This window comes from Streptomyces sp. NPDC014894 (assembly GCF_043080985.1).
In the GTDB taxonomy this organism is placed as follows: domain Bacteria; phylum Actinomycetota; class Actinomycetes; order Streptomycetales; family Streptomycetaceae; genus Streptomyces.
In genome coordinates this window covers 1-20,650 of the sequence record NZ_JBIBWD010000008.1, presented here as the reverse complement: position 1 = coordinate 20,650, position 20,650 = coordinate 1, and the positions used below count along the sequence as shown (strand labels likewise).

Below are 20,650 nucleotides of genomic sequence, written 5' to 3'. Positions count from 1 at the left end.
TCGGCCGATCCGGGCTTCGCGCACCGCCGGCGTCCAGGACCCGGCCGGGGTCCCTGCGTCGGCGTCACGGCCGGGGGTGTACGGAGCTTCTCCGGGCGGGCGTGCTCGGTGTCGGGCCGGTGCCGACCGACCCGTACGGCTTGAGTCGCGCCCTCGACGACGGACGCGCGCGGTGCGCACCCCGCCCGCGAGATCGTCCGCCCGGTGCCCGGTGCCCGGTGCCCGGTGCCCGGTGCCCGGTGCCCGGTGCCCGGTGCCCGGTGCCCGGTGCCCGGTGCCCGGTGCCCGGTGCCCGGCGGCCCCGGCGGCGTCGTATCGGAGGAGCCCGCCGTGCGCGAAGGGGCGCGCTACGCCGAATCAGGCCCGGCTCCGCCGGTTCCCTCGGCTCCGCCGGCTCCTTCGACGACGCGTCTCGCCGCCTCGCTCTCCGCCGCGACGGGCGACAGCTCGTCCAGCGTGTCGAGATCGTCCGTCCCCAGCTCGGACTCCCAGGCGGCGGCGAGCCTCTCCTGCTCCTCGCTCGGACGTCTGCCGACCTCCTCCCGGTGCTCCGGGCTCAGGGCGGCCAGGAATCGCGCGACGGTGTCGTGGGGCATCCCGTTCTCCTTCGATCACGCTGGGCACGGCCTCTCCGTACCGCTGACAGCATGATCGAGACACCTCGCTCGCCCAAGGATGCCGGGCGCGGCGGCCCCGAACGGGTGCGAGTCGGCCGCTCGGGCGGGCGGGCACACGGTCTCCGTCCCGTGAGCCGCGCGAGGTCTGTCACCCTGCCGATCGACGTACCGCGGCGGCCCGAGCGGATCGACGACTTCCTCGATGTCATGGCCCACCACGAGCGATTCGCCGATCGCTGCCCGACCGACCGGCGTTACGAGGTCCCCGGCCGAGGCGTCGGGTCGCGCGCCGCGGTCACCTCCGCACCGGCGGCGCGAGGACCGATGTCACCGTCGGGTCTGTCGGGACGAACCGTCCCGGCGCGTCGTGGGACGGAACACCGGCGCGGGCGGGCGGCACGGTACGTCTACCGTCGACCGCTGCGGACCGGCGGATTCCGGGTGTCGTCCGTCCGCGCCCGGGAACGCGCCCCGCTCGAAGGCGGTCCGCTCGGGCCCGTCGTCCGCGCCGCGACGCGGCACGCCGACCGTACGGCTCCGCGACGCGCCCGCCGCCGGATCCTGACGGGACCCGCCCGCCCTGTCCGGCCGTGTCCGTGCCTGTGCCCGTGCCCGTGCGGGGACCTCGCCGGGAGGCGGGCCCGTGTCAGAGGGAGGGGCCGACGCCCCAGGCGACGGCTCGGGCCGCGGCGGCCGCGCGGTTGGGGAGGTCGAGTTTGGCGAGGATGTGCTCGATATGGGTCCCCACGGTGCGCGGGGTGATGTAGAGCCGCTCGGCGATCTCCCGGTTGGTGCGGCCGGCGGTCAGCTCGCCCAGCACCTGGAGTTCCCGGGGCGAGAGTCCGCCGGGCCGCCGCGCGTCCCCGGCGGGGGCGGCCTCGGCGAGGGGCTCGGCCGGCGGGCCCGCGCGGTGGTCGACGGTCACGGCGAGGGACTCGGAGAGCAGGGTGACCACGGCGCGCACCGGATCGGGCGCGCGCCGCGGCCGGCGGGTGCTGACGTTCAGCATGCCGACGTACCGGCCGTCGGCGGCGAACAGGCACTGGGCCACGCCGTCCTCGATGCCGAGCGGGTCCAGCACCTCCTGGAAGCCCGGGGACGCCGCGAGGAGGTGCGAGGGGACGTCCCTGAGCCAGAGACCGCCACGGGCCGGGCTGCGGAGCACGGGGAAAACCGGGTCGTGGTGGAGGCGGGTCTCGATATAGGCCGTGGCGTCGTCCGGATAGCTCCCGGCCAGGGTGGTGTGACGCCCGCGCAGCGGATCCCACCGCGCCAGGGAGGCGTGGTCGTACTCCATGACCTCCGACAGCGCCGTCAGGACCGTGTCGACGCCCGCCGCGCCGCTCGTGGCGCTCCTGGCGGCCTCACGGACCTGGACGGCAGCGTCCAGAATGTCCGCCGTGCTCCGCTTCGCTGTCATCGTCCAAGGATGCTGACAGCGAAGCGCACACGTCAATTCTGGAGGGTGTCGTGCACGACACGCCCGTCCACGACGGTGAGCACGACGGGCATCTCCGGGATGTCGTGCGGGTCGGCGGCGAGCAGATCCCCGTCGAGCACACAGAGGTCAGCGACCTTGCCCGGCTCCAGGGAGCCCTTCCAGTCGTCGGCGAAGTCCTGCCAGGCCGCGGCGATCGTGTACGTACGGATCGCCTCGGCCAGCCCGATGCGCTGCTCGGGCCCGCTGACCCGGCCGGCGGCCTTCGACTCGCGCAGCACCATCGTGGCCACGCCCTGCCGCCAGTCCGGGTGGGTGACGGGCGCGTCGGACCCGCTCGCGACCCGTACGCCGGCGTCGATGGCGTCACGGTAGGGCCAGGCGTACGCGGCCCGCCCGGCGCCGACGAACTCCTCCTCCATGTCGGCGACGGTCCACTTGATGGTGGGGTTCATATTGACGCCGAAGTCGTGCGCGGCCAGCACCTTCATGCTGTGCGCGGTGAGGAAGTCGCCGTGGATGATGTAGTGGCGGGCGTCGGCCCGGGGGTGCTCGGCCGCGGCCGCCGCGAAGGCGTCCGCGACGGTGTCGCTCGCCCGGTCGCCGGTGACATGGACGCCCAGCTGGTGCCCGGCGGCGTGGGCGTGCCGGATCATGGTCTCGATCTCGGCGACCCGCTCGGCGTCGGTGTCGCCGCCGACGCACAGGGAGCCGCAGCCGCCGCCGACGTACGGCTCGTGCATCCAGGACGTCTTGTTGGGGACGATGCCGTCGGCGAAGATCTTTATCCCGTGGATCGCGAGGCGGCGCGGATCGGCGTCGCCGACGTCGCCGATTCCGGCGAGGGCACGGGCGAACTCCTCGGCGGTGCTCGTCATTCCGGTGGGCAGCAGAAGGACGCCGAGGCGGGCGGTCAGCTCGCCGTCGGCCAGCAGCCCGCGGTAGACGTCGAGGGTCTCGGCGCCGAGCGCGCCCCGCATGATGCCGTCGCCGCCGGGGCCGAGCCCGGGCTCGGTGTAGCTGGTCACGCCGAGGCGGGCGAGCGTGGCCAGGGTCGACCTGATCGCCTCGGTCCGCTCCTGCCGGCTGAGCGGCGGCAGCGCGTTCTGGATGAGCGCCTGGGCCCCCTCGTGGAGCAGCCCGGTCGGCTCCCCGGCCTCGTCCGCGACGATGGCCCCGCCGGGCGGCGCGACGGTGTGCCGGTCGACGCCGATCAGCTCCAGCGCCTTGGAGTTGACCCAGGTGGCGTGCCCGGAGAAGGAGTACAGCACCACGGGGCGGTCCGGGCTCACGGCGTCCAGGTCGTGCCGCGAGGGCTGCCGGGACGGATCGGCGACGCACTCGGCGAGGTAGCCGGTGTCCCAGCCGTGCCCGGTGATCCACTGCCCGTCGGGAAGGGTCCCGACGGCCTCCCGCACCGCCTCGGCCACATCCGCGAGGGACGAGACGGCGGGGTGGCTCAGGTCGACGGAGAGCGGCGGCGTCGACATGCCGAAGGCGCATCCGTGCAGATGGGAATCGTTGATGCCGGGAAGCAGGGTCGCTCCCCGCAGGTCCACGACGCGGGTGTCGGGACCGATGAGCGGCTCGACGTCCTCCCGTCCGCCGACGGCGCTGATGGTCCCACCGGTCACCGCGAGGGCCGAGACGACGGAGAACTCCGCGTCGACCGTGACCACGCGGCCGTCGAGAAACACCATGTCCGCATACATGTCCACAGAAGAGCCTTTCCACGATCGGGGCGCGCCGTCGCCGCCCGCAAACGATCTCCCGAGGACTATGGCCGCGCCGCCCCCTCGCGCACATCGGTCATTCCACCGATGCCCGGCCCGGCCCCGATGCCCGGCCCGGCCCCGACGACGGGTGCGCGACCCGGACCCGGCCGCCCGCCCGCCCGCGCGGCCGTCCGGCCCGACCGCCGGCCTCGGCGGTCCCCGAGAGACCGCGCGCCGGTTCGGAAGGATTCGCTCTGGTCTGTACCGGCGCACACGGCGCACACGCTTTACACCTCGGCGGTTCTGTGCGGACCTCGTGCGCCCTACCGGCGGTCACGACCCGCCGTGATGATGAGCGGACCGCAAGTGATCCAAACGACTCCGCACACCTGTCCCCGGCCAGGTGAACACGCGGCGGAAGGGGTCCGTGTTGTTGCTTCTCATCTCTCCGGACAGCGTCGAGGAGGCTCTCGACTGCGCGAAGGCGGCGGAGCATCTCGACATCGTCGACGTCAAGAAGCCCGACGAGGGCTCGCTCGGCGCGAACTACCCCTGGGTCATCAGGGCGATCCGCGACGCGGTGCCGGAGGACAAGCCCGTCTCCGCCACCGTGGGAGACGTGCCGTACAAGCCCGGCACGGTGGCCCAGGCGGCGCTCGGCGCGGCCGTCTCCGGAGCCACGTACATCAAGGTCGGCCTCTACGGGTGCACCACGCCCGAGCAGGCCGTCGACGTCATGCGCGGAGTCGTCCGCGCGGTCAAGGACTACCGGCCGGACGCGTTCGTCGTCGCCTCCGGGTACGCCGACGCCCACCGGATCGGCTGCGTCAACCCGCTCGCGCTGCCCGACATCGCCCGCCGGTCAGGCTCCGACGCCGCGATGCTCGACACCGCGGTCAAGGACGGCACCCGGCTGTTCGACCATGTGCCGCCCGACGTCTGCGCGGAGTTCGTCCGGCGCGCCCACGACGCCGGTCTGCTCGCCGCCCTCGCGGGCAGTGTGAAGGCGGGCGACCTCGGCGCGCTGACCCGTATCGGCACCGACATCGTGGGGGTGCGCGGGGCGGTCTGCGAGGGCGGCGACCGCACCGCGGGAAGGATTCAGCCGCGGTTGGTGGCCGCCTTCCGGGCGGAGATGGACCGGCACGCCCGCGAACACGCGGCCGCCGTCACCGCCGCCGGCTGACCGCGGGCATGCCGGCGCACCGAACCCGCCCCGCGCCCCGCCAAGAGCGCTTCGCCGTCCTCGATCCGGCGACGGGCGAGCCCTTCGACGAGGCTCCCGACCAGCGGCCGGACGAGCTGGACGCCATCGTCGCCCGGGCCCACGAGGCCTGGCGCGGCTGGCGGGCCGACCCCGCGGCCCGCACCGCCGCGCTGCTCGCGGCGGCCGACGCCGTGGCGGCGGCCGAGGCGGACCTCGCCCCGCTGCTCACCCGTGAGCAGGGCAAACCCCTGGCCGAGTCCGCCGCGGAGGTCGCCCGGACGGCGGCCCGTATGCGCTACTTCGCCCGGCTCGACGCGGGGCCCCGGCCCATCGCGGACGGCCGCCCGGTGCGCAGCGAGATCCGCTGGCGATCGCTCGGGCCCGTCGCCGCGATCGTCCCCTGGAACTTTCCCCTCCAGCTCGCTTCGGCGAAGTTCGCGCCCGCGCTCGCCGCGGGCAACACGATGATCCTCAAGCCCTCCCCGTTCACCCCGCTCTCCACCCGGCTGCTGGGGTCCGTCCTCTCCGCCGCCCTCCCCGAGGACGTGCTGACGATCGTCACCGGGCACGAGCCCCTCGGCGCCCGTCTGGCCTCCCACCCGGGAATCCGCCATGTGACCTTCACCGGTTCCGTCGCCACCGGGCGGGCCGTCGCCGGGGGCGCGGCGGCCTCGCTCGCCCGGGTCACCCTGGAGCTGGGCGGCAACGACGCCGCCGTCCTGCTGGAGGACGTGGACGTCGAGCGGATCGCGGACCGGCTGTTCTGGGCGGCGTTCCGCAACTGCGGGCAGATCTGCATGGCGGTCAAGCGCGTCTACGCCCCGGCCCGGCTCTACTCCGACGTGGTCGAGGCCCTCGCCCAGCGCGCGAGGACCGCCGTCGTCGGCGCCGGCCTCGACCCGGACACCCAGCTGGGACCGGTCAGCAACGCCCCCCAACTGGCCCGGGTCGAGCGCTACACGGCCCGCGCCCTGGCCGACGGCGGCCGGGCCGCCGCCGGCGGGCGCCGGCTGGACCGGCCGGGGTACTTCCACGCCCCGACGATCCTGGCCGATGTGCCGGCCGACAGCCCGGTGGTGACGGAGGAGCAGTTCGGCCCGGTGCTGCCCGTGCTGCCGTACCGGGATCTCGACGAGGCCGTCGAGGCCGCCAACAGCACCGGCTTCGGGCTGGGCGGCTCGGTGTGGGGGACCGACGCGGATCTGGCCGAGACGGTGGCCGGCCGGCTGGAGTGCGGGACGGCCTGGGTCAACCACCACGCCGAACTGTCCCTGGCCCAGCCCTTCGCGGGCATCAAGGAGAGCGGCGTCGGGGTCGCGGGCGGCCCCTGGGGGCTCTACGGAAACCTCAGGCCGTTTGTCGTGCACCGGCTCGATGGGGAGTCATGACGATGAGATTCGGCGCGGCCGTACTGCGCTCGCCCGAGAGCCCGTTCGCCGTCGAGGAGGTGATCATCGGCTCGGGTCCGGCCGACGGCGAGATCCTGGTCAGGATCGCGGGCTGCGGAATGTGCCGCACGGATCTCGCGGTCCGGCGTTCGGCGGGGCGCTCACCGCTCCCGGCGGTGCTCGGCCACGAGGGGGCCGGGGTCGTGGTCGCGACGGGCGGCCCGCACACCGGCCTGAGCGACGGCGACCATGTCGTGCTGAGCTTCGACTCCTGCGGGCACTGCCGGAACTGCCTGGCCGCCGCCCCGGCCTACTGCGACTCCTTCACCGCGCTCAATCTCTTCGGAGGGCGCGAGGAGAACGCCGACCGCTTCACCGACGCGGCCGGGATCGCGCTGGCCCCCCGGTGGTTCGGCCAGTCCTCGTTCGCCGAGTACGCGATGGTCCCGGCCCGCAACGCCGTACGGGTCGACCCCACGCTCCCCGTCGAACTGCTCGGGCCGCTCGGCTGCGGCTTCCTCACCGGCGCCGGAGCGGTCTTCCACTCCTTCGCGGCCGGGCCCGGCGACACCGTCGTCGTGCTCGGCGCGGGAGCGGTCGGCCTGGCCGCGGTGATGGCGGCCGCCGCCTCCGGCGCGGTGACCGTCGCCGTCGACCGGCGACCCGAACGCCTGGCCCTCGCCGAGCGCTTCGGCGCGATCCCGCTGCCCGCCTCGTCGCCCGATCTGCCCGGCCGGATCCGGCGGCTGACCGACGGCGGCGCGCGGTACGCGCTCGACACCACGGCCTCCGCCCGGCTGATCAACGACGCCCTCCTGGCCCTGCGCCCGACCGGTCACCTCGGTCTGGTCGCACGGCTCCACACCGCGCTGCCGCTCGAACCGGGCGCGCTGGACCGGGGGAGGAGGATCTCCCACATCTGCGAGGGGGACGCGGTGCCGGGACTGCTGATCCCCCGGCTGATCGGGCTCTGGCGGGCCGGACGCTTCCCCTTCGACGAGCTGATCCGTACCTATCCGCTCGCCGGCATCAACGAGGCCGAACGCGACTGCGAGGCGGGCCGCGTGGTCAAACCCGTCCTGCTGCCGGGAGGGGGAGGCCGGTGAACGGGCCGTGCCGTCCCGCCGGCGGCCCCGGCGCTCCTCGGCCGGTCCGCGCGCCGAGGGGCGCTCCTTCGCCGACGGGCCCGGAGCCCTCGGCGTCGTCCGCGCACCGTTGATCCGTCCGGCGGACGCCCCGCCGTCCGCGACCCCGACAACTCGCCCCAAGGAGGGCATGTGGTCAGCACCGTGCCGCACAACACCGGCGTCGACGGCGTGGAAGGAGGCGTCGGTCTGACCGCTCTCCTGGTCGCCGCGGCCCGGGCGCTCGAGACACACCGCCACGACAGCCTGGCGCGGGACGTCTACGCGGAGCACTTCGTACGCGCCGCCCCCGCGTCCGCCGGCTGGCCGGTCCGCCCGGAGCAGGTCCCGGGCGGGGACGCGGATCCGCTGTGGGGACGGTTCGCGCGCTACTTCGGTCTGCGTACGAGGGTCCTCGACGACTTCCTCCTCCGCTCGGTGCGCGCGGGCGCCCGCCAAGTGGTGCTGCTCGGGGCGGGGCTGGACGCCCGGGCGTTCCGGCTCGACTGGCCTCCCGGCAGTGTGATCTTCGAGATCGACCGGGAGGGGGTGCTCGCCTTCAAGCACCGGGTGCTCGACGGGCTGTCGGCCGCTCCGAGGGCCACGCGTGTGCCGGTCCCGTTCGATCTGCGCGCCGACTGGGTCGGCGCGCTGGCCGACGCGGGCTTCGACCCGGCCGCACCGAGCGTCTGGCTGGCCGAGGGTCTGCTGTTCTATCTGCCGGCGGCCGCCGAGACGTATCTCATCGACACGGTGCACCGGTTGAGCGCGGCGGGCAGCGCTCTGGCGTTCGAGGTCAAGCTGGAGAAGGACCTGCTGAAGTACCGCGACAGCCCGCTCTACACGGAGACCACCCGCCGGCTGGGCATCGACCTGCTCGAACTGTTCGCCAGGGAGCCCCGGCCGGACTCCGCCGGCGGTCTGGCGAACAGGGGCTGGTCCGTCTCGGTGGACCTCCCCTTCGACCACACTCGTCGCCTCGGACGCGGCCCGCTGCCCGAGCCCAACGACGCGCTGGAGGGCAACCGATGGGTGTTCGCGGTGAGGCCCCGGCCGTGAACCCGCCGCCGGGCGCCCGGGCTCGCGGACCGTACGGCGCCCGGGGCCCGGCGCGGAGTCACGTCCGCCGCCGCCCGCCCGTGGAGCCCGCCGGACCGGCGCGTCGGACGCGCTGACCGCCCGGGCACCGGCGGTGCGGGCCCCGGCGGCCGGGTTCCCGGCGGTCCGGGCCGGAGCGGGGGACGGTCCGGCCGAATCGGCGGCGCAGCCACCAGTACCCCAGCGCCACGGCCCCGCCGTGCGCCGCGAGGGCGACGACGGCGAGGGCGGGACCGCCCGATCCTCCTCGCCACAGGTGCCAGGCGACGCCCGCGAGGATCAGCGCGAGGACCGTGTGGAGCACGCCGCCCCGGCGCGGGCCGCGGCTCACCGGGCCGGCGCCCCGGCCGGCCTGGTCGCCCGTACCCAGTGCAGGAAGGGGCGCAGCTCGCCCGACGCGCTCACGGTGAAGCCCGCGCCGCGCACCATCGGCGTCAGGAGGTCGACGCGGTTGTCCCGCATGACCGGGCCGACGGTCGCGCCGACCAGCCGCAGGGCCGCCCGCCCCCGCGGAGGGCGGAAGTCGGCGAGCAGCAGCCGCCCGCCCGGCCGCAGCACCCGGAACATCTCCCCGAGCGCCCGCTCTCGCCGGTCCTCGGGAATGTGGTGGAAGGCGAGGCTGGAGACCACGAGATCGAAGGATCCGTCCGCGCGGGGCAGTTCCTCGGCCACCCCGCGCACGAACTCGCAGTGGTCCTGGCGGGCGTGGCGACGGGCGTAGTCGATCATCGCGGGCGCCGGGTCGACGCCGGTCACCGTCCCGCCCGGGGCCACCGCGTGAGCCAGCAGACCGGCGAGATAGCCCGTGCCGCAGCCGATGTCGAGGACCCGCTCGGAGGGCCCGGCCCCGCTCAGCTCGACCAGCCGCCCGTACGTCCGTCGCCGCCGCCCGGCCAGCACCACGGCGGAAAGGGCCTCGTAGGCGCGGGCCCGTCCGATGGCGCCGGGCGCCGAGGGGTCGTGACGGCCGTGCAGAAGATGCCGCAGATCCATCCCCACTCCTTACTTAGTCGTGACTAAGTACAGTCGTATCTTAGTCGTCACTAAGTTGTCGAGAGGCTGCTATACGCTGAACGGCGTGAACGCCTCCCCACCGCCCGCCGAGCCGGCCAAGCCGCAGCGCGGCAAGCGACTGACCGCCGCGGCGCGGCGCGCGTCGATCCTGGACGCCGCCACGGAGGTCTTCACCGAGACCGGCTATCTGCGGGGCAGGACCTCGCTCGTCGCCGCCCGCGCCGGGGTGAGCGAACCGGTGATCTTCAACAACTTCGGAAGCAAGCCCGCCCTCTACGCCGCCGTGCTGGAACGCGCCGTGGCCTCCGTCTGCCACACCCTGCGCGAAGCGGCCCGAGGCGGCGAGGAGGTGCCCCAGGTGCTCGCCCGCTTCCTCGAACCGGCCCACGTCGAACACTTCCACCGCCCCGGGGCCGCCGGCTTCCTCTTCGCCGACGCCTCGACCCTGACCGCCGATCCCGCGGTCGGCGAAGCGGCCCGCGAGTGCCTGCGCCGCTTCGCCGCGGAACTCGCCGACCTGCTGCGCCAGGGCCAGGCCGCCGGCGGCGTCCGCGGAGGCATCGACGCCGAGGCCGCCGCCTGGTGGCTGCTGTCGATGCTCGCCACCCGCGCCTTCCGCGCCACCGTCATGCCAGACGCCGGCGGACTGGAAGCCGACCTGACCAGCATGACCCTGGAGACCCTCACCACCGCCGACTGAGCCGTGGCGGCCGAAAGAAATCCCGTGCGCCGCGCCGGCCCCCGTCAGTACGGTCTGGCCATGGACGATCGGGACGGATACTTCGGAGAACGTGTCGCAGCGGTCTACGACCAGGAGGAGGGCGACATGTTCGCCCCCGGCGTCGTCGACGCGACAGCCGACTTCCTGGCGGGTCTCTCCGGCGGCGGACGCGCCCTGGAGCTGGGGATCGGGACAGGACGCATCGCCCTGCCGCTGGCCCGGCGCGGGGTCCCGGTCCACGGCATCGACCTGTCACGGGCGATGGCCGCCCGGCTGCGCGCCAAGCCGGGCGGTGACGCGATCGGCGTCACGATCGGGGATTTCGCGACGACGCGGGTGGAGGGGACGTTCTCCCTCGCGTATCTCGTCTTCAACACCATCATGAATCTGACGACGCAGGCGGAGCAGGTGGCGTGCTTCCGCAACGCCGCGGCCCATCTGGCGCCCGGTGGCCGCTTCGTCGTCGAGGTGATGATTCCCGAACTGCGCAAGCTCCCGGCCGGGCAGAACGCCGTGCCGTTCGAGGTGAGCCGGAAACGATGGGCCGTGGACGTCTACGACGTCGCCACCCAGGCGACCAGCTCGAACTACATCGAGTTCGTCGACGGCCGGGGTGAGCTGTCGTCGATTCCCTTCCGCTATGTGTGGCCCTCGGAGCTGGATCTGATGGCCCAGCTGGCCGGGATGACGCTGAGCGAGCGGTGGGACGGATGGACCAGGGAGCCGTTCACCAGTGAGAGCACTCGGCATGTCTCGGTCTGGGAGAAGCCCGTCGGCTGACGCCGGAGCGCCGCCCCGATGAGGCGGGCACGCGCTCTCCGCGTCAGCGGGTCGGCGCGGCGAACGGAGGGACGCGACGGACTGACGGGCGCGGCGGACTGACGGCGCGCCGGATGGACGGCCGGGCCGGGCCGTACCGCGACGGCGCGGATTCGGCTCACGACAGGCTCGGCGGAACGGGATCGGAGGCGTATGAGCGGCTGGTGGGCCTTCCTGGAGGAACGGACCCGTCGCGAGGTGGACGCGCAGGTGTCGAGCGACCGCCGGATGGCGGCGGTCAGAGCCGTCTGGGAGGCGCTGCGGCCGCTGGGGCTCGGCCTGCACGAGGCGGAACTGGTCGTTCACAAGCGCTACGAGGCGCTGGGCGATCGAGTCCGCTTCCGCCCGCCCGACCCGCTCGACGTCCGCTCCCTCGCGGCCCGTGCCGCCGCCCTCCCCGGCCGGGTGACCGCCGTCGAGGCGGTCTGGGACGGCGATACCGTCCACGACTGGTTCGTGCTGCTGGTGGCGGTTCTGGAGCGGCCGGCCGGAGAAGGGAGTCTGGCGACCGTCCATCACGGACCCGGCGGCTCCGCGCCGGCCCCCGCCGCGGCCGAGGCCGGCCGGGCTCTCGCCGACTACCTCGGAGTGCCCTTCCACTTCGCCTCGCCGGACGTCCCCGACGACGAGGCCCCGCGCTTTCGGGAGGTCCGGGGCCCGTCCCCAGGGCCATGATCCGCACCTGGCCGGACACACGGCGGCGCGGGCGCGCCGCCCGCTCCCGTACGGCCGCGTTCTCAGGGAGCGCAGGCCCCGGCGATCGACAGGCTGTTCTCGTAGAGGCGGTGCCGGGTGATCCGGCCGTTCTCCACGGTGAGATGCAGCGCGAACGGGCCTTCGAAGGACTTGCCCGTCGCTCGTACGGTCCCCGACAGACGCCCGGTCAGGACGGCGTCCGCGCCGTCCACGAGAAAGAGGTCGACCGTGGCCCGCGCGTCCTCCGGCACGGTGTGCTCCGTCAACTCCGCCGCCTGGGCGGCGCAATCGGCGGCGGTGGACCGCGGACGGATCCACGGCACGCCGGGGTTCTCGGCCAGCAGCCAGTCCACCTCGTCGGCGAAGAGCGCCACCAGCCGCCCGGTGTCCCCGGCCAGCCGCGCGGCGAGGAACTCCCGCACGACGGCCCGGGTCGCCTCGGCGGCGGAACTCGCGTCGGTGACGGTGGGAGTGATGGTCATGGCGCTCTCCTCGGGCCGCGGCGGGCGGGGTTCCCCGCCCATGTCCCCGATCCTGCCGGGGGAGCGGAACGCGGTCGATTACCCCGGACGTCATGGCCCCGCCCCGCCCCGCCCGCCGACCGCCGCCCCCACGGCATGGGCGCGCCCGGTCGGACTCAGCCGGCCGCTTCGACGTACGACGCCAGATTCGCCAGCGAGGAGGCGATCCCCTCCTCGTGGTCCCCCTGCCCGATGCCGGGCGGCACATCCGTGGCCGTGACCGTCACCCTGGTCCCGCCATCGGCGTCGGCGAGCGCCCAGGTCATCGTCATGACGCCCGCGAACGACGGGTCCTCGGCCTCGAACACCGCCCGCTGCACCACACGCTCCGACGGCGCCAGATCGGCGAACTCCACATCGACGACATCCGTCGCCCCCGAGGCCTTGCCCGGCCCGCCGGACGCATCGAGATACGTCAGCACCATCCGGAACCCGCCGCCCGGCCGGGGATCCCACCACTCGATCCGCCCGCGCATCCCCTCCGGCGGCAGCCACGCCTCCAGCGCCTCCCGGTCGAGCAGCGCACCGTAAACGCTCGCCCGCGACGCCGCGATCACCCGGTCCACGCGATCGGTCCTGTCCATGGCCCGACTCTAGGACACCTGTGACGACCGCGGGCGGGCGCGGCGCTGTCGAAGCCGAGGCCCCCGCGCGGGACAGCCCCGGACTCTGCTCTCGGAAGAGCGGACCGGACGGTGCGGCGCCGGACTGTGATTATGGGCGGATGGGGAGCAACACGGCGGTGCGCCGGCTCGATCTGGGGTACTTCGTTCGGCCGGCGGCGGAGGCGGGCGGTTCGCGGGCGCGGGTCGAGCCCGTGCTGGCCTATCTGGTGCGGGACGGCCGGGGGGTGATTCTCTTCGACACCGGCATCGGCGTCGCCGACCCGGGGACCGAGGCGTACTACCGGCCCCGGCGGCGAGGGCTGCGGGAGGCGCTGTCGGCGGCAGGGGTCGGGCTCGAAGAGGTCTCGCTCGTGGTGAACTGCCATCTGCACTTCGACCACTGCGGAGGGAATCCCCTGCTGCCCGGTACGCCGATCCTGGTCCAGGAGGCCCAACTGGCCGCGGCCCGGCGGGGCGGCCACACGGTCGAGGGGCTCGTGGACTTCCCCGGCGCGGTCTACGAGGAACTCGCCGGGGAGGCGGAGATCCGGCCCGGTGTCTGGATCATTACGACTCCCGGGCACACGCCGGGCCATCAGTCGCTGGTCCTTCGCCGGGGCGACGGCTCGGTGGTCCTCGCCGGGCAGGCCCACGACCTGGCGTCCGAGTTCGCGTCGGACCAGTCGGCCCGCCGGGCCGCGCTGGAGGGAGCGGAGCAGCCGCTGCCCGGCTTTCCGCGCTGGCTGGACCGGCTCGCCGACTTCGACCCGCGCAGGGTGCTCTTCGCCCACGACTGCTCGGTGTGGGAGCCCCCGGACGGCGGCCGGGGAGGGCCGGGGTGACGACACGGCACGCGGCCGCCGCGTACCGCACGGCCGGATCCGGGGGAGGCCGGAGTCAGGACTCCTCGGGCGACTTGAAGCGCACCCGGGGCTCGGGCGCGGGCGGGCGGCCGCGGGTGCGCCGCTGGGCGAAGGCCGTGACCACCTCGGAGTAGTGCGGCATGAGCCGCGCCATCAGTTCGTCGACCTCGTCGTCGAGCCGTGCCCGGTCGCGCGGCTGCCGCTCCGGGTCCACGCCGAACCGTTTGGCGCTCAGCTCCTCCACCCGGTCGATGTCCTCGTCGGTGAGCCCGGGGTGGGTCTCCTTGAGCGCCTGCCTCAGCTCGGGGTGCAGCGGTTCCACAGTCCCGTCTCCCGTCTTTCGGCGGTTCAGCGAAAGATCTTGGCGTGCAGTCTGCTCCCGAGCCAGCCGCGGGTGAGCCGGTCCAGGCGGCAGCGGAGGGGGAAGTCGGCCTGCCAGTAGTCGTCCATGAGGTTCGGGCGGGTCGTGTCGATGAGGGCGGGGTGGTACGAGACCCAGTCCGCCGGGTAGCCGAGGCCGTCCCGGGTCCGGTCGCTCTGGTAGAAGAATCCGTTGTAGAACGCGAAGTCCACCGGTATGGGGTCGGTGCTCGCGGCGCGCGAGTGGGAGTTGACGTCGAAGCCCCCGCTGCCGCCGTTCACATACAGGTCCCACACCCGGCCGTTGTCGAAGTCGGACGCCGCGTGGCAGAACTCGTGCATGGCGGTGAGTCCGCGCTGGTCCGTCGTGACCGGCATGGCCGAGCTGCCGGGCACCCGGGCGAAGTGGCCGTGGCCGAACTCGCCGCCTCCGTAGGTGAAGAAGGTGGACGGCCTGTTCGGGTCGTCGCTCGTGTACCAGGCGCTGGCCCGCAGATGGGTGGCCGAGTCGTGCAGTACGGAGACGTAGTCCGCGACGATGTCGTACTGCGCGAGGAAGTCGTTCAGCCGGTCCCGGCGGGTCTCCATCGTGCCGCCGGAGATCTCGTGCGCGAGCGCGTTCCCGGCGGCCACGGGCAGGGCCGCGTCGCAGACGGCGACGAGCCGGATCTGCGCGTCGACGTCCGCGTCCCGCAGCAGGTCCTCCTCCTGGGCGAAGAGGTTCGTCAGGCTGTAGCGGACCACGTCGTGGTAGTCGGTCCGGTTGATCACCGCGGGGTCCGCGCGCACCGTTCCGCCGTTCTGTGCCTCGATGGCAGGGTTGGCGACGAAGGCGATGGTGTACGGGGAGGTCTTCGGCGCTCCGGGGTAGAGCGTGCGGACCGACGTCCGGGGTCCGGCGGACACCTCGATGGGCACGGCCTGGGTGCGGTAGCCCGGGGCCTGGAGGCGGACGGTGTTCCGGCCGGTCGGCACGGAAGTGGGGAGTTCGGAGAGGAAGGCCCAGTGGGGGCGGACCAGCTGGGGAGTGACGGTCACCTCGACGGCGGCGGACTCGAACACGAACTCGGCGTTCTGGGGGATGCCGCCGCCGCAGACCGAGAAGAAGTCGCGGTGCACCGCCGGTCCGACGGGCGACAGATCGTAGGAGAGCAGCGTCACCCGGGTGACCGTGCCGCTGTCGTCCGGATGCTCGACGATCACCTGGTAGTCCGCCGTCTGGGCCGCGGCCAGCGTCTTCAGCGCGGCCCTTTTGAAGCCGAGTTCGGCGGGATCGTCGTCGGCGAGGATGCCCACCGAGCAGACGGCGGCGTCGCTCAGGGACGCGCCGATCCAGAAGCACACGGCGCCGCCCGGCCCGGACTGGGCGGGCTGCGCACTCGTCTTGAGCACCCGGCCCTGAGAGGACGCCATCGCTCACACCTCCCGGTCAGACCGGTTCGATATTCACGCCGGTGATCTTCGAGCCGGACTCCTCGAAGAAGGCGACGACTTCGCGGCGGTGCGTCATCGCGCCGGTGAGCACGTCGATCAGGGCGTTGGCGTACGCGACGCCCGCCGGGGAGCCGTCGCTCACGACATTGAGCATCACCGCGTTCGCGGGTGACGGGCCGACCCAGGCGCACGCGGACGGGCCGTTCCGGAAGAGGGTGGAGATCTTCTGTACGAGCCCGGTGGTCTGCGCCATGGGACGCCTCCTCGCTCGTCGTTCCATGAACTCGCGGTGCCGCGAAGGGGGTGCGGCGACCGTCCCCGCCGCTCACAGCGGTGTGCTGATCAGTCCCAGCTCCAGCGCGAGATCGCTCATGTGCCGGAGATTCCCCCGTACCCGGAAGCCGCCCTCGAAGAACTGCCGCCGCGCGTCGCGTTCGCCGGTCAGCACGGCGCACACGGTCGCGGCGTCGCCGACCACCTCGATCAGCGGCGGACCGGCGGGGTCCCGGTCGGGCGGGGCCAAGCGGGCTCCGTCGTCGTCGGTCCGGATGGCGAAGTCGACGTCGGGTCCGGTCAGCCGGAAGAGGATCTGCCCGGGGACGGATCGTGCTGCCGCGGGAAGCCTGCTCGCCAGGGAGGAGAGCACGGCCTCGACCCGGGCCCGGTCGACGGGGGCGACCGGCCCGGCGTTCTCGACGGACGGCGAAGGCATCTCGACCGCCTTTCCGTGACGCGAAGTGACGCGAAGGAGGTCTCTGGGCCGGGCGTCCGGATGTCCGGCCCAGAGACCAACTCATATCGCACATATTAGAACATCGCGCACCTCTTGGCATGTGGTGAGGGCACGCGTCCGCCAGGGTTCCCGGGACGGATCCCGTCAACGCGTCTCGCGGGCGGGGCCGTTGGGACGCGCGCGCCGGCGGTCCCGGACCAGGGGCGACCGTGCCCGCTTCCGGGCGTTCCCGCCCGCAGGGGGGCCGTGCCGTGACAGGATCCGTCACGGGCCGCGGACGCGGGGGCGTCCGGACCCGAGGTCTCGGGGGGAAGACACGATGGCACTGATCTTCACGGGCAGATTCAGGGATGTGGGGGCCTCCTGGGCCGCCGGGCCGAAGAAGACCTTCGAGGATCCCGGCGAGGCGCGGCGGTACGAGCGGACCATGGCCGCGAAGGCCCGCCGGGACGCCGAGACGGTACGGGTCTTCCAGGAGGCCGAGGCCCGTTTCCGGGAGTGCGACCGCCCCGCCGGGGCGGCGGACGCCGGATGGGGGCTGTGGCCCGGGCCGGCCGAGGCGCTGCTGTCCAAGCTCGCGCGGACGCCCCGTACCGATGTGATCGTCACCGGCGGCGCCGGCCGGCTGCCGGAGGGCTCGACCAGGCTGTACCGGGGCAGGCCGGACCCCGCGAACCCGGACGATCTGACGGATCGCACGGCCGCCGCGCTGAGCGACTGGCTCGCCGCCCACCCGGACGACGCCCTCACCCTCGCCGTGACGGTGGCCGTCACCGACCAGACCCTCCAGGAGGGCGCGATCGTGGAGATCCTCAACCATGAACTGGCCGCGCACGCCGAGCCGTTCGCGGACTTCCTCACCGCCGAGAGCCGCGCCCCCGGCACGGGAGTCCTCGGCACGGCGGCCGAGCAGCACGAGATGCTGCACACCGGCAATCCCCGCTACCGGCTGATCGGGGCCCGCTATGTGACCCGGTACCCGGACGCGCTGGCGTACCGGAACCGGATGGCCATGGACACGAACGCCGACGCGACCCTCCCGCCGGGAGTCTGAGCCCGCGCCCCCGAGGAGGGGCGGGCCTTCTCGGCGGGAGGCGCTCAGAGCGCCTGGGGGCGTCCGAGGAGCTGCTCGTTGAAGGGCTGGATGTCGTGGTCGATCATGCTGATGTCGAGGGTGATGTCGACCAGGGCGCCGACGAAGATCCGGGCCCCGGGCAGCGGAGGCAGCCCCGAGACGCCGAAGTCGCCGCGGTCGACGGCGGCGCGCCCGGTGAACCCCAGCCGGCGGCCGCCGGTGAAGGGATAGACGTCCTCGCCGAGGAACCGCCCGTCGAGGGTGAGGGCGCGGGTGACGCCCGCGACCGTGAGGTCCCCGTCCATCGCCCAGCCCTCCTCGGTACGGCGGACCCCGTGGCCGCGGAACTCCATCACGGGGTGCCGGGCGGTGTCGAGGAACTCGGGCGAGCGCAGATGCCTGTCGCGGGCCGGGACGCCGGTGTCCACGGTGGCGGCGGCGATCCGCACCCGCGCGGTCGTCTCCTCGACGGGGTCGGCGACGGTGAGGGTGCCCTCGGCGTCGGTGAAGCGTCCGTGGACCCGGACGAATCCGAGGTGGCGGGCGACGAAACCGATGCTGGAGTGCAGGGGATCCAGGTGCCAGACCCCCGGCGGCGGGACGTCGAGGGTCCGCGCCGCCCGAGGGGCGGTGTCGGGTGTGGTGCTCATGACTGCCGGGGTCCTTACGGGGTGCGGGTACGGATGTGGGGCGCGACGTGCTCGGCGAAGAGCGCGACCTGGCTCTCGCTGTCGGCGTCGACGGGCCAGAAGAGGAACGAGTCGAAGCCCAGCTCCTCGCGGTAGCGCAGCAGGGTGTCCACCCAGAATCCGGGCGGCCCGACGACGCCCTTCCCGTCGGAGGCGGGAGTGCCCTCGCCGGTGACGGTGCCCATGACGTTGTAGATCCGCTGGATGGAGCGCGGGTCACGGCCGGCCGCCTCTGCGGCCTCGTCGATCACGCTCCGCATGCCGGGGATCAGCTCCGGGGGCGCGTAGCCGTTGCTGGGCAGCCAGCCGTCGCCGAGGCGGCCGGTGATCCGCAGCATCCGCGGCCGGTACGCGCCGACCATGAGGGGCACCGGCCGCTCGGGGAACGGTCCCGGGCGGGCCCCGCGGATTTGGTGGTGCTCGCCGTCGAAGCGGACGGACCGCTGCTCCGGGTCGCTCATCGCCCGCATGACGGTCAGCGCCTCCTCGAAGGCGCCGACGGCCTCGCCGGGGGTGTGCTCGGGGCCGCCGTAGGCCGCGATGGCGGGGGCGGAGGCTCCCGCGCCGACGCCGAGGGCGACCCGGCCGCCGCTGAGATGGCCGAGCGTGTTGGCGGCCTTCATCAGCGGCGCGGGGAGGCGGAGCACGGTGTTGGCGACATTGGGCAGCAGGGTCAGCCTGCTGGTGCTCGCCGCGAGCGTGCTGACCAGCGTCCAGGCGTCCAGGAACTCGGGGTGGTAGAGGTGGTCCTGCACACCGGCGAAGTCGATCCCGGAGTCGTCCGCGAACCGGGCCAGCCGCAGCGCCGCCGCGGAGCCCGAGGCGGAGGGGTCGATGTTGACGCCGACGGAACCGGCGGGAATGCCCATGATCGCTCTCCTGTGGGTGAAGCGCCCGGCGCGGGGCCGGTCGGCGCGAGAATGAATTGTCTGCTGATGCAACTATTGCCGGAAAAGATATATTTCTCGGGGCGGGAGGAACGGGAGGCGGCATGGAACGGCGGGCGCTGGACGCCTGGACGGACCTCGTCCTCGCCCACGCGCGGATCACCCGGGCGATGGAGCGGGAGATGCACCGGAGCACCGGTCTCACGCTCCCGCAGTACGACGTGCTGCTCCGGCTGGCCGAGGCCCCCGGCGGCCGGATGCGGATGAGCGATCTCGCCGAGTCCGTCGTCTACAGCACCGGGGGACTGACCCGGCTCACCGGGCGGATGGCCGGGGCCGGACTCGTCGAGCGCCGCCCTTCCCCGGACGACCGGCGCGTCGTGCGCGCCGTGCTCACCCGGCGGGGCCGGGACCGGCTCGCCGAGGCGTCCCGGATCCACCTCGCCGGGATCGAGCGCCACTTCGCCCGGCATCTCCTCCCCGGCGAGGAGGCGCCCGTGGCGGACTTCCTGCGCCGGGTCCGCGTCGCCGCGTACGAGGACGGGCCCGGCCGCCCGGACGGCGCGTAGCGCCCGCACACCGTGCGGGCGCTCGGCGCTCGCAGGCCCCGCGAGGCCCGGTCTCCGCGCGCGCACGGATCCGGCCGCCCGGGCGGCGCAGGTACGCCGTGCGGCGCTCGTAGGTCCCGAGCGGCCCGGTCTCCGCGCGCGCTCGGCCGCCGGGGTCCGCGCGGCGAGTCGCTGCGGCGGCGGTCGTCGGCCGTCCCCGGGCCGGTGCGGCCGACCGTCCCTGATGGCGCCGGGCATGCGGATTCCTCCTCCTCGCCGGGTGCGCGGCCCCCGCCCGGGATGCGGGGCGGGGCTTTCGGAGAGACGTTGGTCGGGCGGCGCGCCCGCGTCGCGTGCGGGGGAGCGGGCGGGTGGACGGCCGGCGTACCGACGTCGGGCGGGGGCGTTCCGAAGGTCGCGAGATCCGCGATCCAGTTCGTTTCGCAACGAAATATATCAGCCCCGATCGGCTCTCGCGCCTGGGTGGAGCGGGGTGGATCCGTCATCGCTTGACCGTCGCGTCGGCAAGGCGTACGGTTCGTTGCAGAACGAACTAAATGAGGGTCTGGGTCGCACTGGGACCCCGCTCTCACGGTTCGCCGGCATTCCGTAGCGCGCCGCCCGCCGGGCGGCCGAAGGACCGCCGCCCCCGCGTGACCGGTCAGGTCCGCCGCCCGGGGCGCGTGTCCGGTTGGGAGAAATGATCATGGCGTCAGCGCAGGGTTCGCCCTCCCCGCAGACAGCGAAGGCCCCCGGCCCCGCCACCACCCCCGTCAGAGCGGCGGTGGTGCGGGAGAAGGGCGGCCCGTTCGCCTTCGAGGGCCTCGTCCTCGACACCGCACTGAGGCCCGACGAGGTGCTCGTCAAAGTCGTGGCCGCCGGCCTGTGCCAGACCGACCTCCATGTCCGGGACCAGCATCTGCCCACCCCGCTGCCCGCGGTCCTCGGCCATGAGGGCGCGGGGATCGTGGAGCGCGTGGGCGACGCCGTGACCACCGTGGCCCCCGGCGACCGGGTGGTCATGTCCTACCAGTCGTGCGGCCGGTGCACCCCCTGCCTGACCGGGAGTCCGGCGTACTGCGCGCTGTCGTTCCCGCT

General features: G+C 73.9%; 24 protein-coding genes. 11 read left to right on the top strand and 13 right to left on the bottom strand.

What is annotated here, in order from left to right; translation table 11 throughout:
* Positions 1–347: 347 nt before the first annotated feature.
* The 3 genes from ACF089_RS19905 to ACF089_RS19895 form a co-directional block, all read right to left on the bottom strand.
* The gene (locus ACF089_RS19905) at positions 348–596 is read right to left on the bottom strand and encodes a hypothetical protein (RefSeq protein ID WP_392028239.1); all 249 of its coding nucleotides are present in this window, start codon (positions 594–596) and stop codon (positions 348–350) included.
* A 667-nt stretch (positions 597–1,263) separates the two neighbouring features.
* Positions 1,264–2,037, bottom strand: coding sequence for a LuxR C-terminal-related transcriptional regulator (locus ACF089_RS19900; protein WP_392028237.1), 774 nt, complete (start codon positions 2,035–2,037; stop codon positions 1,264–1,266).
* A 32-nt stretch (positions 2,038–2,069) separates the two neighbouring features.
* The gene (locus tag ACF089_RS19895) at positions 2,070–3,755 is read right to left on the bottom strand and encodes an amidohydrolase (protein ID WP_392028235.1); all 1,686 of its coding nucleotides are present in this window, start codon (positions 3,753–3,755) and stop codon (positions 2,070–2,072) included.
* 445 nt (positions 3,756–4,200) lie between these two features.
* On the opposite strand from ACF089_RS19895, the gene ACF089_RS19890 reads away from it, so the two are divergent.
* The 4 genes from ACF089_RS19890 (at position 4,201) to ACF089_RS19875 (ending at position 8,548) form a co-directional block, all read left to right on the top strand.
* Positions 4,201–4,956 (top strand): (5-formylfuran-3-yl)methyl phosphate synthase, encoded by a 756-nt coding sequence (locus ACF089_RS19890; RefSeq protein ID WP_392028909.1) that lies wholly within the window; start codon positions 4,201–4,203, stop codon positions 4,954–4,956.
* 8 nt (positions 4,957–4,964) lie between these two features.
* Entirely contained in the window at positions 4,965–6,365 is a 1,401-nt protein-coding gene (locus ACF089_RS19885) for an aldehyde dehydrogenase family protein (RefSeq protein ID WP_392028233.1), read from the top strand.
* Positions 6,366–6,367: 2 nt separating this feature from the next.
* Complete coding sequence (locus ACF089_RS19880; RefSeq protein ID WP_392028907.1) at positions 6,368–7,471, top strand: NAD(P)-dependent alcohol dehydrogenase; 1,104 nt, start codon at positions 6,368–6,370, stop codon at positions 7,469–7,471.
* Between the two features lie 171 nt (positions 7,472–7,642).
* On the top strand, positions 7,643–8,548 hold the full coding sequence (locus ACF089_RS19875) for an SAM-dependent methyltransferase (RefSeq protein WP_392028231.1): 906 nt from the start codon (positions 7,643–7,645) through the stop codon (positions 8,546–8,548).
* A 58-nt stretch (positions 8,549–8,606) separates the two neighbouring features.
* Here ACF089_RS19875 and ACF089_RS19870 read toward each other — a convergent pair whose 3' ends face one another.
* Positions 8,607–8,918, bottom strand: a complete 312-nt coding sequence (locus tag ACF089_RS19870) for a hypothetical protein (protein ID WP_392028229.1) — start codon at positions 8,916–8,918, stop codon at positions 8,607–8,609.
* Positions 8,915–9,580 (bottom strand): class I SAM-dependent methyltransferase, encoded by a 666-nt coding sequence (locus ACF089_RS19865; RefSeq protein WP_392028227.1) that lies wholly within the window; start codon positions 9,578–9,580, stop codon positions 8,915–8,917. Before ACF089_RS19865 ends, ACF089_RS19870 begins: the two co-directional genes overlap by 4 nt.
* 85 nt (positions 9,581–9,665) lie before the next feature.
* Between ACF089_RS19865 and ACF089_RS19860 the strand changes: the two genes are divergently transcribed.
* From ACF089_RS19860 to ACF089_RS19850, 3 genes are all read left to right on the top strand, one after another.
* Positions 9,666–10,301 (top strand): TetR/AcrR family transcriptional regulator, encoded by a 636-nt coding sequence (locus tag ACF089_RS19860; RefSeq protein WP_392028225.1) that lies wholly within the window; start codon positions 9,666–9,668, stop codon positions 10,299–10,301.
* A gap of 60 nt (positions 10,302–10,361) precedes the next feature.
* Entirely contained in the window at positions 10,362–11,102 is a 741-nt protein-coding gene (locus ACF089_RS19855) for a class I SAM-dependent DNA methyltransferase (protein ID WP_392028223.1), read from the top strand.
* 192 nt (positions 11,103–11,294) lie between these two features.
* Positions 11,295–11,816, top strand: a complete 522-nt coding sequence (locus ACF089_RS19850) for a hypothetical protein (RefSeq protein ID WP_392028221.1) — start codon at positions 11,295–11,297, stop codon at positions 11,814–11,816.
* Between the two features lie 62 nt (positions 11,817–11,878).
* Here the strand turns inward: ACF089_RS19850 and ACF089_RS19845 are convergent, their stop codons facing one another.
* Positions 11,879–12,319 carry a nuclear transport factor 2 family protein gene (locus tag ACF089_RS19845; RefSeq protein ID WP_392028219.1) on the bottom strand — a complete coding sequence of 147 codons (441 nt, stop codon included), beginning with the start codon at positions 12,317–12,319 and terminating at the stop codon, positions 11,879–11,881.
* Between the two features lie 155 nt (positions 12,320–12,474).
* A complete protein-coding gene (locus tag ACF089_RS19840; protein WP_392028217.1) occupies positions 12,475–12,942 on the bottom strand; it encodes an SRPBCC family protein in 468 nt (155 codons plus the stop codon).
* A 140-nt stretch (positions 12,943–13,082) separates the two neighbouring features.
* Here ACF089_RS19840 and ACF089_RS19835 point away from each other — a divergent pair, with 140 nt between their 5' ends.
* Complete coding sequence (locus ACF089_RS19835) at positions 13,083–13,805, top strand: N-acyl homoserine lactonase family protein (protein ID WP_392028215.1); 723 nt, start codon at positions 13,083–13,085, stop codon at positions 13,803–13,805.
* 55 nt (positions 13,806–13,860) lie between these two features.
* Here the strand turns inward: ACF089_RS19835 and ACF089_RS19830 are convergent, their stop codons facing one another.
* The 4 genes from ACF089_RS19830 to ACF089_RS19815 all read right to left on the bottom strand — a co-directional run bounded on the left by ACF089_RS19830 (position 13,861) and on the right by ACF089_RS19815 (position 16,332).
* Positions 13,861–14,148, bottom strand: a complete 288-nt coding sequence (locus ACF089_RS19830; protein ID WP_392028213.1) for a hypothetical protein — start codon at positions 14,146–14,148, stop codon at positions 13,861–13,863.
* 26 nt (positions 14,149–14,174) lie between these two features.
* On the bottom strand, positions 14,175–15,599 hold the full coding sequence (locus ACF089_RS19825; RefSeq protein ID WP_392028211.1) for a hypothetical protein: 1,425 nt from the start codon (positions 15,597–15,599) through the stop codon (positions 14,175–14,177).
* A 16-nt stretch (positions 15,600–15,615) separates the two neighbouring features.
* Entirely contained in the window at positions 15,616–15,873 is a 258-nt protein-coding gene (locus tag ACF089_RS19820; protein WP_392028209.1) for a hypothetical protein, read from the bottom strand.
* A 72-nt stretch (positions 15,874–15,945) separates the two neighbouring features.
* Positions 15,946–16,332, bottom strand: coding sequence for a hypothetical protein (locus ACF089_RS19815; RefSeq protein ID WP_392028207.1), 387 nt, complete (start codon positions 16,330–16,332; stop codon positions 15,946–15,948).
* Positions 16,333–16,672: 340 nt separating this feature from the next.
* Between ACF089_RS19815 and ACF089_RS19810 the strand changes: the two genes are divergently transcribed.
* Positions 16,673–17,407: a hypothetical protein gene (locus tag ACF089_RS19810; protein WP_392028205.1), complete on the top strand. Its 735-nt coding sequence runs from the start codon at positions 16,673–16,675 to the stop codon at positions 17,405–17,407.
* A 44-nt stretch (positions 17,408–17,451) separates the two neighbouring features.
* On the opposite strand, the gene ACF089_RS19805 is transcribed toward ACF089_RS19810, so the two are convergent.
* Positions 17,452–18,078 (bottom strand): YceI family protein, encoded by a 627-nt coding sequence (locus tag ACF089_RS19805; protein ID WP_392028203.1) that lies wholly within the window; start codon positions 18,076–18,078, stop codon positions 17,452–17,454.
* Positions 18,079–18,092: 14 nt separating this feature from the next.
* The gene (locus ACF089_RS19800) at positions 18,093–18,986 is read right to left on the bottom strand and encodes an LLM class flavin-dependent oxidoreductase (protein ID WP_392028201.1); all 894 of its coding nucleotides are present in this window, start codon (positions 18,984–18,986) and stop codon (positions 18,093–18,095) included.
* Between the two features lie 122 nt (positions 18,987–19,108).
* On the opposite strand from ACF089_RS19800, the gene ACF089_RS19795 reads away from it, so the two are divergent.
* Complete coding sequence (locus ACF089_RS19795) at positions 19,109–19,573, top strand: MarR family winged helix-turn-helix transcriptional regulator (RefSeq protein ID WP_392028199.1); 465 nt, start codon at positions 19,109–19,111, stop codon at positions 19,571–19,573.
* A gap of 685 nt (positions 19,574–20,258) precedes the next feature.
* Positions 20,259–20,650 (top strand): alcohol dehydrogenase catalytic domain-containing protein (locus ACF089_RS19790; protein ID WP_392028197.1); only part of this gene is annotated, 392 nt, incomplete at its 3' end.